Source organism: Mesobacillus stamsii (assembly GCF_030814065.1).
Classification (GTDB): Bacteria; Bacillota; Bacilli; order Bacillales; family Cytobacillaceae; genus Mesobacillus; species Mesobacillus stamsii.
Map to the genome: position 1 here is coordinate 140,991 of NZ_JAUSUN010000006.1, position 12,724 is coordinate 153,714.

The 12,724-nt window shown below is 40.0% G+C and carries 13 protein-coding genes, 1 pseudogene and 1 CRISPR repeat array; of the genes and pseudogenes, 2 read left to right on the forward strand and 12 right to left on the reverse strand.

Going from position 1 to position 12,724, the window contains the following annotated elements; genetic code table 11:
• Positions 1–8 precede the first annotated feature (8 nt).
• From nikC to J2S25_RS07235, 7 genes are read right to left on the reverse strand one after another with little or no spacing between them, the layout of a single operon-like run.
• Entirely contained in the window at positions 9–827 is an 819-nt protein-coding gene (gene nikC, locus J2S25_RS07205; RefSeq protein WP_044392173.1) for a nickel transporter permease, read from the reverse strand.
• A gap of 15 nt (positions 828–842) precedes the next feature.
• Entirely contained in the window at positions 843–1,856 is a 1,014-nt protein-coding gene (locus J2S25_RS07210; protein ID WP_307191570.1) for an ABC transporter permease, read from the reverse strand.
• A 20-nt stretch (positions 1,857–1,876) separates the two neighbouring features.
• Complete coding sequence (locus tag J2S25_RS07215; RefSeq protein WP_044392169.1) at positions 1,877–2,872, reverse strand: ABC transporter ATP-binding protein; 996 nt, start codon at positions 2,870–2,872, stop codon at positions 1,877–1,879.
• Positions 2,826–3,842, reverse strand: coding sequence for an ABC transporter ATP-binding protein (locus J2S25_RS07220; RefSeq protein WP_044392167.1), 1,017 nt, complete (start codon positions 3,840–3,842; stop codon positions 2,826–2,828). The genes J2S25_RS07215 and J2S25_RS07220 overlap by 47 nt, the downstream gene beginning before the upstream one ends.
• Before the next feature lie 13 nt (positions 3,843–3,855).
• Complete coding sequence (locus tag J2S25_RS07225) at positions 3,856–4,515, reverse strand: GntR family transcriptional regulator (protein ID WP_044392165.1); 660 nt, start codon at positions 4,513–4,515, stop codon at positions 3,856–3,858.
• Positions 4,499–5,551, reverse strand: coding sequence for a ketopantoate reductase family protein (locus tag J2S25_RS07230; protein ID WP_307191571.1), 1,053 nt, complete (start codon positions 5,549–5,551; stop codon positions 4,499–4,501). Before J2S25_RS07230 ends, J2S25_RS07225 begins: the two co-directional genes overlap by 17 nt.
• A gap of 10 nt (positions 5,552–5,561) precedes the next feature.
• Positions 5,562–6,371: an SDR family NAD(P)-dependent oxidoreductase gene (locus J2S25_RS07235; RefSeq protein WP_307191572.1), complete on the reverse strand. Its 810-nt coding sequence runs from the start codon at positions 6,369–6,371 to the stop codon at positions 5,562–5,564.
• 348 nt (positions 6,372–6,719) lie between these two features.
• On the opposite strand from J2S25_RS07235, the gene J2S25_RS07240 reads away from it, so the two are divergent.
• The gene (locus J2S25_RS07240) at positions 6,720–7,184 is read left to right on the forward strand and encodes a cell wall hydrolase (protein WP_307191573.1); all 465 of its coding nucleotides are present in this window, start codon (positions 6,720–6,722) and stop codon (positions 7,182–7,184) included.
• Positions 7,185–7,296: 112 nt separating this feature from the next.
• Positions 7,297–7,497, forward strand: a pseudogene (locus J2S25_RS07245) (transposase); the annotation flags it as partial.
• Between the two features lie 146 nt (positions 7,498–7,643).
• Here the strand turns inward: J2S25_RS07245 and J2S25_RS07250 are convergent.
• From J2S25_RS07250 to cas7c, 5 genes are all read right to left on the reverse strand, one after another.
• Entirely contained in the window at positions 7,644–7,883 is a 240-nt protein-coding gene (locus tag J2S25_RS07250) for a hypothetical protein (protein ID WP_044392162.1), read from the reverse strand.
• A gap of 340 nt (positions 7,884–8,223) precedes the next feature.
• Positions 8,224–9,712: direct repeats of the CRISPR family, unit length 32 nt; unit sequence ATTTCAATCCACGCACCCGTACAGGGTGCGAC.
• Positions 9,713–9,881: 169 nt separating this feature from the next.
• On the reverse strand, positions 9,882–10,172 hold the full coding sequence (cas2, locus tag J2S25_RS07255) for a CRISPR-associated endonuclease Cas2 (RefSeq protein WP_044390826.1): 291 nt from the start codon (positions 10,170–10,172) through the stop codon (positions 9,882–9,884).
• A gap of 9 nt (positions 10,173–10,181) precedes the next feature.
• Positions 10,182–11,213, reverse strand: coding sequence for a type I-C CRISPR-associated endonuclease Cas1c (gene cas1c, locus J2S25_RS07260; protein WP_307191574.1), 1,032 nt, complete (start codon positions 11,211–11,213; stop codon positions 10,182–10,184).
• Complete coding sequence (cas4, locus tag J2S25_RS07265; RefSeq protein ID WP_307191575.1) at positions 11,210–11,869, reverse strand: CRISPR-associated protein Cas4; 660 nt, start codon at positions 11,867–11,869, stop codon at positions 11,210–11,212. Before cas4 ends, cas1c begins: the two co-directional genes overlap by 4 nt.
• The gene (gene cas7c / locus J2S25_RS07270) at positions 11,859–12,722 is read right to left on the reverse strand and encodes a type I-C CRISPR-associated protein Cas7/Csd2 (RefSeq protein WP_044390822.1); all 864 of its coding nucleotides are present in this window, start codon (positions 12,720–12,722) and stop codon (positions 11,859–11,861) included. Before cas7c ends, cas4 begins: the two co-directional genes overlap by 11 nt.
• Positions 12,723–12,724 lie beyond the last annotated feature (2 nt).

Consider the following 12,724-nt stretch of genomic DNA (forward strand, 5'->3'; position numbering starts at 1 on the left):
TAATATATTTACCTGTTTTTGGGATCAAACAAATCTCTCATACCATCACCCAATAAGTTAAATCCTAAGACAGTCAACAGAATCGCCAAACCGGGGAATGTAGCTGCCCACCAGGCATCCCGTAAAATTTCTCTGCTTGAGGATAACATGGCTCCCCATTCAGGAGACGGAGGCTGCGCTCCCAAACCGATAAAACTAAGTCCTGCTGCTGCAAGAATAACGAAACCTAAATCTAGACTCGCTTGAATACTAGCTGGAGCAATAGCATTAGGAATGATCTCTTTAAAAAGAATTCTGAGTGGATTTGCTCCAATTGCTTTGGCGGATTCAATAAACTCTGAGCTCCTAATGGATAGGACAGACGAGCGAACAATCCGTGTATACCATGGCCACCAGGTGATAGCCAATGCTAGCAGAACATTTTCAATCGATGGTCCAAGAGCTGCGGCGATAGACATTGATAGGATGATACCTGGAAAGCTAAGAAAGATATCCGTAAGCCTCATAATGATCTGGTCTACTATACCACCAACATAGCCAGCGACGGCTCCAAGGATGGTCCCAATCGGGAAGGATATTAATACGACCATTAATCCTATCTTTAATGAGATTCTTGTACCAAAGATAATCCGGCTTAAAATATCTCTTCCAACTTCGTCTGTTCCAAACCAGTGCTCTGAACTAGGAGGCAGCAATTTTTGCCCAAGATTTACCTCTAGGGGATCCCTTGGAGCAATCCATGGTGCGAATATAGCTAATATAATGATTAGTGCTACTAGAAAAATCCCTACTATTGTTAAAGGACTTTGCAGAATCCGTCTGCTCACTTTTCCTACCTCCTTTTACTCATAATTAAGTCGAGGATCGACAACTTGATAGAGAATATCGATAACAAGGTTTACAATAATGAACAGAACAGCGATAAGAATCGTTACGGCCATAACAGCTGGAAAGTCTAGATAGGTAATGGCATTGACTGCATACTTTCCTAGTCCGGGCCATGAGAATACCGATTCAACAAGGACACTCCCTCCGAGTGAGTGGCCAAAAGTCATGCCGAGGAGTGTCATGATCGGCATCATCCCGTTCCTTAATGCGTGGCCATACAGCACCCGCTTTTCTGATCCTCCTTTTGCAAATGCTGTTCTGATATAATCGCTCCTTAAAACTTCTAACATGGAAGACCGTGTCATTCTTGTAATCATCCCGATTGTAACAGCTGCTTGTGTGATGCCCGGTAGGATTAAATGAATTACCGCTGATGTAAAAACTGTCCAATTCCCAGTGAGAATGGCATCGATGGTGTACATACCTGTAATCGTTTCAGGGGGAGCTAGACCTGTATCTAGACGGCCAGAACCAGGCAATACCCCTAGCTTTAAGTAAAAGAATAATAGAAGGATGATACCCAACCAAAATGCCGGCATCGCTACCCCAATAAGTGCCAATACTCTGGCAAATTGATCCGCAATTTTATCTTTCTTACTCGCACTTATTACACCTAAAGGAATACCAATCAAAATTGTGATAAACATTGAGAAGAAAGTTAATTCCAGGGTTGCCGGGAAATACTGTTTGATATCTTCCATGACTGGCTGATGTGAATAGTTAGAATTCCCAAGATCCCCTTGCAACAAACTTTTCATGTAACGGAAATATTGAATATACACTGGATCATTCAGTCCCATTTTTTCCTGTAGTTCCTCGATTACTTTTGCATCTGCATATGGACCAGCAGCCAAACGGGCTGGATCTCCGGGTATAGTATTCGAAATAAAGAACGTTAACATGCTAATTCCGATTAGAATGGGAATCATGAGCAGAATTCTTTTTAGCGTATAACGTAATGCATCCATTTAGCTCTCCTCCTTCAAGATTAAGAAATGTTCACTTTTGATTTGGAACTCTGCTCAGGATGTACATGGATACAAGAAGCCCAGTGTCCCATCACTTTTTCCCTGAGCTCAGGCGTTTCTACTTTGCATTCAGGAGTAGCTACTGGACAGCGTGTATGAAAAGCACAGCCTGTTGGAGGGTTAGTTGGACTTGGCAGATCTCCTTGCAAAATAATTCTGTCACGCTTTTTTGTTGGATCAGGAAGAGGAACAGCAGTCAGCAAAGCCTTTGTATAGGGGTGTAACGGATTTCGATAGAGCTCTTCTACATCAGCGATTTCCACTATTTTACCTAAATACATTACAGCTACTCTGTCAGATATATGCTGTACAACGGAAAGGTCATGAGAGATAAACAAGTAGCTCAAATTAAATTCTTTCTGCAGATCAACCATTAGATTCAGTACCTGAGACTGAACCGATACATCAAGTGCTGAAACAGGCTCATCTGCTATAATTAATTTGGGGTTCAATGTGAGCGCACGGGCAATTCCAATCCTTTGCCTTTGTCCTCCAGAGAATTCGTGAGGGTATCGGTCAAGCTGATCTTTACGAATCCCTATTTTATCGATCAAGCTTTCGACTATTTTTGCTCTTTCCAGTCTGCTTCCTACACCATGAACAATTAGAGGGGTTTCAAGGATTGTCCGAACAGTATTTCTTGGATTCAGTGAAGCATAGGGATCCTGAAAGACAATTTGCATATCCTTTCGCAAGGCTTTCATTTCCTTCCTTGGAAGGTGGGTGATATTTTTTCCGCTAAAAATAATTTCGCCGGAGGTGGGTTTAATTAACTGGAGGATTGTTCGGCCAAGGCTTGATTTTCCACACCCGGATTCACCAACAATTCCTAACGTTTCACCTTGCTCCATTTTAAAGCTTACTCCATTGACGGCTTTCACTTTCTTCTTCTCGCCTAGAAATCCTTTTTTAATGATGAAGTGTTGCTTCAAGTCCTTTATTTCTAGAAGAGGCATTTGCTTCTCCCTCCTTTTCTTCAAATAACCAGCAAGCTGCTAAATGCTCTTCTCCTACCAAGTTCATTGGAGGAGTTTTCTCTCGGCAAATCTCCATTGCTGAGCTGCAACGTTCATAAAAGCGACATCCTTTGGGCATTTTATCTGGAGAAGGAACCATACCCGGGATAGATCCAAGTTTTGTTTTTTTCATCGCAAGTTTTGGTATGGAATCAAGAAGTCCCTTTGTATAGGGGTGCTTTGGATTTATAAAAAGCTCTTTTATCTCAGCCTGCTCGACAATTTTTCCGGCGTACATGACAATGACGCGGTCACATACCTCTGCAACTACACCGAGATCATGGGTAATCATAATAATTCCCATCTCGTTCACGTCTTTAAGATGGTTCATAAGATCAAGAATTTGTGCTTGGACAGTTACATCAAGTGCAGTCGTTGGTTCATCGCAGATTAAAAGACTCGGGTTGCATGCCATGGCAACAGCAATCATGATCCTCTGTCTCATTCCACCAGATAATTGATGAGGATAATCCGAAGCAATTTCATCAGCTCTTGGCAAACCTACTTCGTTTAAAAGCTCAATAACACGTTTTTTTCGTTGCTCCTTGTTCAAATCCGTATGAAGAATTAGCGTTTCTTCAATCTGCCTGCCTACTGTGTGAAGGGGATTCAGGGATGTCAAAGGATCTTGGAAAATCATTGCCATTTTATCACCTCTGATTTTTTCCAGTTTCCTTTTAGAATAGGAAGATATTTCTTCTTTTTCAAGAAGGATGCCTCCTTCAAGCTTTGCTTTTTCTGGCAATAGGCGCATGATCGATAATGCCGTCATACTTTTTCCACATCCTGACTCCCCTACAATTCCTACTGTTTCTCCTTTATTTACTTGAAGAGAAATTTCATCTAGGATTTTCACGTATTTTCCATCTCTTTTAAGAGAAAGAGACACGTTTTTCAGCTCGAGTAACATGAAGACACCACCTTTATATTGTCAGAAGGTCATATCCTTCTTTTAGTTCATTCAGTGCGTGGACATAATGATTAGAAAATTCTCTGCTAACCCTAACTGTATCCTTTGACTTTAATGCATCCAGTAATTTCTTGTGGTTTTCTACTACAAGAGCAGCTCTCATAGGAAGGGTATTTGCAACAGTTAAAAACATAGCTCCCACTTGTGTGTCCAGCTGCTGATGCATGTGAATCAATCTTGTATGTTTGGAAGCATTGACAATTAAGCGGTGAAAATCGATGTCACATTTGGCTTCCGTTTCCAAGTCCTTCTCGTCCATCGCATTTTTGAATTCTTCGATCAGAACTTCCAGTTTGTTGTAATCGTTGCCGTTTAAATTTGGAATTGCAAGCGCTGCTGCTTTGCCTTCAAGCAATGCCCTAAGCGTATAAATCTCATATGCATCCTGAGACGAAAGCGTCGTAACGTGCGTTCCTTTATTCGTTTCATGCTTGATCAAACCTTCATTTTGTAACGATCTCAATGCCTCTCTTATCGGTCCCCTTGAAATATTAAGACTTTCAGCTAGCTGAGCTTGATTCACTTTCTCTCCAGGTTTTAATGAACCGTTTAGAATCATTTTTCTAATGATTTTTGCTACATGGTCAGAAAGATTTTCATGATTTAACAGCATATTTTTCTCCACTTTCATATAAGGCTTTAAGTTTGTATAAATGACTCCAATCCATTTGGAGCGTACCAGATTCTATTTCTTTGATGAATTTCACTAATAATTCCGTTAACGGCATAGGTATCTGATGGCTTGCTCCTATTTCTAAAATGGGAACCAATTGAGAATCAACTTCTGTTCTTCTTTTTCGGACAGCAAGATCTCTCCAGATTCCACTTTTTGTTTTCTTATTTGACGCCATTCTTTGTGCAAGCTTTTCAAGCTGGTTGTCAAGAACTTGTTGATTGCGACTCTCTCTGGGGTAGACAAGTTCGGGAACCCAATCATCAAAACCGATAGACTTAACGCCCTCTTTATCGGCAACCTCCAGTATTTCGGAACAAAGCTCCATCAATGTATCCCTAAGGTCCATTTTCCTTACAACGGCCGCCATAGTTTCATCAACTAACGCTGTCGCGTATAAAAGTCCAGCGTAGGACATTTTCCCCCAGAGATAACCCCAAATATTTTCCGTAATCTGGGCGGGCCCCCAACACTCAAGTATTTTTTGCAAATTCATTACTCGCTGACTAATTTTTCCATCTAATTCCCCTAGATAGAGGGCTGCGACTCCACCATAAAGAATTCTGCCTGGCGCTAAGTAGTCCGCCGAAAAATTAACGAAACAGCCAATCGTTTTTTCTTTTCCTATTAATCTGGCAATTTCAGTCTCGCACAGCCCATTTTGGAAAGAAACGACTATGGTTTCTTCTTTAATAAGATGTAAAAATGGCTCAAGTGCTTCTTTTGTATGCTGTGCTTTAACACAAAGGAAAACTGTATCAAGAATGTTGTTTCCTTTTGCTAGTTGTTGTGGAGTATAAGCATCACATTCTACTGTAAATGTTTCATCCGGTCCCTCGATTCGTAGACCGCTGCTATTCATTTCATAAACATGTTCCTGATCTTTTTCGCAAAATGTTACTTTATTGCCTGCCTTGATAAGATGGGCTCCTAGTACACCGCCAATAGCGCCTGCACCAATCACTGTGATTTCCATTAGACACCTCCTAAAAAAGTTGTTGACCGCCATCTGCTGAAATGGTTTGACCGCTCACATAGCTTGCAAAGTCTGATGCAAAAAACAGCACCGGATGAGCAATATCTTCAGGTTCTCCTAGTCGCTTCACTGAGATGGATTTGATTAGATTTGCCTGTTCCTCCTCCGTCATTCTTTGCCACTGTTTTTTGGTAGAAGGATTTGAAATGACAAATCCTGGTGCTACGTTATTGACAGTGATTCCATATGGGCCAAGTTCTTGAGCCATTTGTCTCGTGAAACCGATCTGCCCCGCCTTAGCACTTGCATAGGCTTGAATTCCTGTGAGACTTGTACTGCGTCCAGCCCCGCTTGAAATATTAATGATCCGGCCATAATGCCGCTTTTTCATATAGGGAACAACTTCCTTTGTCATATAAAAAACAGCATCCAAATTGACAGCAACTATCTTTCTCCACTGATCCGGGGTTACTTCTTCAACTGGCTGATGAATTTGGCCACAGACACCGCCAGCGTTATTTACTAAAATATCAATCTTTTTATATTTTTGAATTGTATTCTCCACCAACTCTTTCACACTTTTGGCTTCTGTGATGTCACAAGAATATGTATCGAAACGGTTCTCATTTTTATTAAAATCATTAAGTTCTCTTTTTACTTCCGCAAGTTCCTTGTTCAATTTATCCGTAGCAATCACAGTTGCCCCGTGCATTAGAAACGCTTTGCAGATTCCCTTGCCAATTCCATGTGCAGCTCCTGTAACCAGTACCACTTTTTCCGTGAAAAATGTTGATTGTAAACTGTTGACACTTTGGTTCACACTATCACCCCTTCGTAAGATCCTGTATATTGGTAACACTATATAACAAAATCCCTACTTCTGTAAAGATTAATTTTAGAAAATTTTTAATATTAAAAATAAGATGCTATTTTTGTATATTAATTGTTCTAGTAGATTAGTTCGGAACGATAATATTATAGAAACACAAATTTCTTTTCTTTAACTAAAGAGATCACTATCATGTATGAAAATCATTTTATTTACTCTAGTTAATGTATAAGCGAAAAATGTTTTTTCAAAAACATTCCGTGTAACCTTTTCTCCCATACTTTTTCATTTATCATGATGACGGGCTGTAATAAATATACTTATGTAGAGGTGATTAAAATGCCAAGGGTTAAGTATACAGACAGTGATGTTGCATTGATGGCAAGGATGATGAGGGCAGAAGCCGAGGGTGAAGGTAAGTTGGGAATGATGATGGTGGGCAATGTAATAGTTAATCGATTATTATCCAATTGCCTGGATTTTACAGATCTACGTACGATACCGTCTGTTATCTTCCAAATCCAGGGTGGAAATTATTCGTTTGAAGCAGTACAGAAAGGAAATGTCTTTTATAACAGGGCAAGAAGTGTGGAAAAAAGATTGGCAAAGCAAACTTTGGATTATTGGAGACAACATCCTTCCAAGTATGCACTCTGGTATTTCAATCCGTACGCACCATGTCCACCTACATGGTATGATCAACCTAGGTCAGGACAGTACAAACAACATTGTTACTATGAACCAAAGGCGAATACATGTGAAGGTGTTTACACAAGAGATCCACAGAGGAAATTCTATTCCTAAAACTCGACAAAGATTGAAAAGAAAGTCATATTTTGCGCTTTCCCAAGAAATAATTCGAGAAATGGCACCGTTTTTAGCCTGCATTTTTCTGCCAAATTATATAGCAAAGATCTTAAGTATGTTTGATAAGCATGCAAATTTAAAATACAAGTTTGGAAATCGTCATTTTTGGGCTGAAGGATATTATGTTAGTACAGTTGGACTCAATGAGGCCACAATAAGGAAGTATTTACAGGAGCAAGAAAAGCATGATATTGCTCTCGATAAATTAAGTGTGAAAGAATACGAAGACCCTTTTAAGGGTGGCAAGTAATACAAGAACTCCTTTAAGGGGTATGCAAAAGAGGCAAAGGCAATGAGGCTTGAATGCTCTATATGAAAGCCAGCGCCTTTAGACGCTGGCCGGTAATATAGGCTTATAGCCTTTGTGCAAACCACCCTTTGGAAGGGTGGTTATGATTAAGCATACAGAACTCCTGCTGCTTTCACTTTATTGATATCCCCGGAACTGCACGGGGTAACGCCGTATGTCATGCCGCAGCTAGGGCAATTAGTGATCACCGTTTCCATCGTGAACATTTCACCGCATTCACAGGCGATTTGATGGGCAATGCGCGGCTTATTTTTTTCTTTTCCTTTGCTTTTCACATGGTCGACAATGGCTTTGCCATCCTTCAATTGAGAACATCCACAACTCATAAAAAAACTCCTTTATGACGTATTTAACACTATTAACATAGCATATAGATTACTCAATGGAGTATAGCAAAAGTCACACCTGCAAGAACCTTTAATTCATTAATTACTTAATTAATCGGAATAATAGAAGTCTTTGACAATCGACAAGCGATTAACCAATAGTGAGCCTTCATAAATAAGGAACCGTCAAGAATTCAATAGCACCTCACCTAGAACAAAAGACACGAACACAATGCCAAACATCGGAATCAGATACCATAGTATCTGATTCTTCACTTCAATCCTCGCACTCTATACGGGTGCGATGTCGGTATATGAATCTACCGACAATTGGTAATGGATTTCAATCCACGCACCCGTACAGGGTGCGACGGGTTCAATGACAATACCAAATCACAGATCAGGTGATTTCAATCCACGCACCCGTACAGGGTGCGACAATTATTGGTCTCCAGCCTGATTCCATATTGTTGGATTTCAATCCACGCACCCGTACAGGGTGCGACAATAGTGATCCATAACATTACTAATATTAGATAAAATTTCAATCCACGCACCCGTACAGGGTGCGACTAGAATTTACTACAGGCTATCAATTAGGATTTTGATTTCAATCCACGCACCCGTACAGGGTGCGACATGGGACAGATATACCCACACGAACAATATTAAATTTCAATCCACGCACCCGTACAGGGTGCGACGGACGATAGTTTAGCCAATAAAATAAAAGATCGAATTTCAATCCACGCACCCGTACAGGGTGCGACAACGTTGGTACAGCGACTCTCTCCAGACGTTCGAAGATTTCAATCCACGCACCCGTACAGGGTGCGACTGATTAGGATTGATTCTAAAAATTCGTGTGATCCATTTCAATCCACGCACCCGTACAGGGTGCGACCGTGACTTGAAAGCAGAGTATAGAGCATGGAAAATTTCAATCCACGCACCCGTACAGGGTGCGACGCGTTACATACTATGTTAGCGGATAGCAAGCAGAAATTTCAATCCACGCACCCGTACAGGGTGCGACAACGTCAAGATTTCGTGGGTGAAACTGCTGAAAGGATTTCAATCCACGCACCCGTACAGGGTGCGACGTGATTTCAACTTCAAAGTTGAGATTACTGGTAAATTTCAATCCACGCACCCGTACAGGGTGCGACGAGGAAAGGCGACTATGTATGGATTGAGTTTGAAATTTCAATCCACGCACCCGTACAGGGTGCGACGAACATATTCGATGCAGAGCCTAGTATGTTACCATTTCAATCCACGCACCCGTACAGGGTGCGACGATTAAAGAAGCATTTCCAGATATTTCTGTTTTATTTCAATCCACGCACCCGTACAGGGTGCGACTTAGCACCAGTTGACACAATTGACAAAAAACTGGATATTTCAATCCACGCACCCGTACAGGGTGCGACAGCAGCAATAAACGAATTAGATGCGGTTAAACTAATTTCAATCCACGCACCCGTACAGGGTGCGACTAAGCCAATACGCCAATCAAGCAAACGCAATATTATTTCAATCCACGCACCCGTACAGGGTGCGACGAAGCAATTGGAAGCCAAGACGGAAACGTTTCCCATTTCAATCCACGCACCCGTACAGGGTGCGACAGTGTGGTAGTTATGCTCAAAATAATATCATTGGAATTTCAATCCACGCACCCGTACAGGGTGCGACACATAATGGAGCTTCTGGTAATCACATAATCAAATTTCAATCCACGCACCCGTACAGGGTGCGACTGCATTTTCAAGTGGAGCTATGATTAAAGGGAAAATTTCAATCCACGCACCCGTACAGGGTGCGACAGCGATTTTTGGCCATAGACTCCTAATTTATGGGAGGATTTTGATCAAAAACACACTATTTCCTCCAAAATATTAGAGGACATAAACATATTTTACAAATAACGGGAGAACAAACAGTTATTTTAGGTGCGAATCCCCTTAGCTAATCATGTTCGCTTCCCATTCGCACTTAAAAAATTAATGGACCTTCTACATCCACCGACTCTTTTATACCTAAATGTTCCACTTTATTTTTGTAATTATTGCCTAATTGATAAAACCTAAGACTATCCTTCTCTTTGTCGATAACATTCGCAAGTTCAATTTTTAAAGCTGCGAATTGGGTTGAATCGACAACACATTCAAAAACGGAATTCTGGACTCGTTGTCCATAATTTTGACATATTTTTGAAACTTTTCGTAGTCTCTTTTGACCAGTATTACTAATTGTGCTGACATCATAAGTGATTAGTACTAACAAAATATCCACCTACTTCCATAAAAAAGGTGGGTACTCATCTAAGTCACCCCGTAAAAAACGGGCTAATAATAATGATTGCACATGAGGTACTAATCCCCAGGAGATTTTTTCACCAAGATAGGGATGCGTAATTTTTTCCTGTTTTCTGGATTGCCAAGCTCCTAAAAACCTTTTTCTGGCATCGTCTGTCATTATAACAGCCCCATTCTCTTTTTGATGAAAATCATCTTTACTAACAATTTTTTTATTGATTAATGATAGAACAAACCGATCAGCATAGACACCGCGAAGCTCTTCCATAAGATCTAATGCTAAAGAAGCTCTACCCGGACGGTCTCGATGTAAAAAACCAACATAGGCATCAAGTCCTACACCTTCTAAAGCAGCCGCCATGTCATTTGATAATAAAGTATAAGCAAATGATAGCATGGCGTTCACATTATCAGTAGGTGGCCTACGAGAACGGAATTGAAAAGAGAAATCTTCTTTTTGCTGCAAAATCATTTGATTAAATACTTTGTTATAACTAATGGCTGCTTGTCCTTCAAGGCCTCTTAGCCTTTCTAAATCTTCACAGTTTCTAACTTGAATAATTATCTCCGACAACTGTTTTGAAACCTCTTTGAATTGGGACACATCTACTCGCAACGGATAGTCTCTCGTTATTCTTTCAAGAATCCATTTATGATTGAAAATTTTCCCAACAATAAAATTTCGCGCCACTTTAGCAGAAACTACTTCATCATCAGATATTCGGTATTGTTTCTTTCTTAATACAACATTTTCTCTACTTTTCCCTATGACTCTTGCAAGAAATCTGCCGTTCATCGTAAAAAAAACGATAGAAATGTTTTTCTCAGCACAGTAACCCATTAATGCCGGACTAGCGCCAGTATATCCAAAAGAGTTGATTGCCTCTAAATTGTGAAGAGGAAGCCTGCCTAACTGTTCTTTTTCTTTAAGAAGAACAATATTATCCCCATCTAATGATAAGTAAACGTCTGGTTGTGTTATAAATAACGTGTTTAATAATTTTTTCATTCATTGATCTTCCCATCAATAAAACTTTTCACAGACTGTTTATTCATTAACTTCGGTAAACAAATATTTTGAAGGGAACAATTTTTACAAAATGAACCTGTTTTCACTTTCGGCGTATGCCTTCGATCATAATATTCATGCATTTCTGCAGCGATTGTCTTTACTTTCAATTTGTATTTTTCCGTTAATGGCACTTTGACTCTGTGTTTAATTTCATTATAAAACATATAGCCCAGATTAACCTCACAACAGAGCATTTCCTCAATACAAATCGCTTGTGCCGTTAACTGCAAGACATCTGAATCGTCCAATTTGGGTTTCCCACGTTTGTACTCAATAGGAAACGCGGTATATTTTCCTTCTGAACCGCTAATTTCAACGCCTTTTTCATCTCGAATAAATTCAACAACATCGCAAACTCCAGTTATCTTTAGCTCGTTCGACCTAACTGGCATCGCTCGAACAATAAGTTTATCCCCGCGTTTTTCTCGAATAAATGGCTGATCCGCTTTTTGATGAAGATGCTGTCCTTCTACCGTCCGAACATTTTCTTCCCACTGCTGCTCTATATGGATTAGCGCCCATTGTCGTTTGCAAAATTGAAAATGTTGAATTCCTGACAGCATCAAATAATCATTTTCTTCATCATAAACCATCGATGATCTCAGCTTCTAAACCTTCCAAATGCTCAACTGCGATAGAGTAATCATCAAAAGATCTCGGCTCGTCCATTTTAGATTCAATTTTTATAGAACGATGAACTTTTGCTGACGAATATTGACCAAGCTTTGAATTATGTTCCCACCAAATTAGCTTGTGTACTTCCATACTTCCATCCGGTCTTGCAGCAGATGTATCATTTTCAAAAAGTGTAACAAGAGCTTGTTTGATTTTTTCTGCATCTTCATTTGTAAAACCCGTTTTTTCAGCAAGCTGTGTGTTAATACTACCGTAAAAAACATATAACCCAAAATCCACCCGATGTTTCATACCCATTGTATCTGATCCTTTTTCTTTTCCAGGTTCTGAATTGACACTTTTCGTTATCTGCATACTAGTAATATCAATCGGATCAATACTGGTTGCAGTATGGATAGAAACCGGCCCCCTTACACCTACTGAAACCGCACTTCCACTACCAGAAGCTTTAAAAGCAAAAACCTGTCCAAAACTTCTTACATCAATCCATTCATTGCAAGCAATTTTTGCAAATTCATCATTGGTAGAAGTTTTTGATTTTAACAGTTTCAATAATTCCGGGTTTGATTCAGCTCTTTCTCTTAAGCTTTTAAAATCGTCTACACACCGGTCATTTGATTGTACAAAAATAGATTCTCCCATGTCTTGCAAACGATTTCTGATTTTTCGTTTTATGGCAACATCTGAAATTTCACCATGGCCATCATAATTTTGCCGTGGACGGTTACCATTAAGCGGATCTCCATTTGGATTCGCTTTTGTTACAGACAAAACTACAGAAAAATCAACTTTGTGATCTAAAATTGTCATTT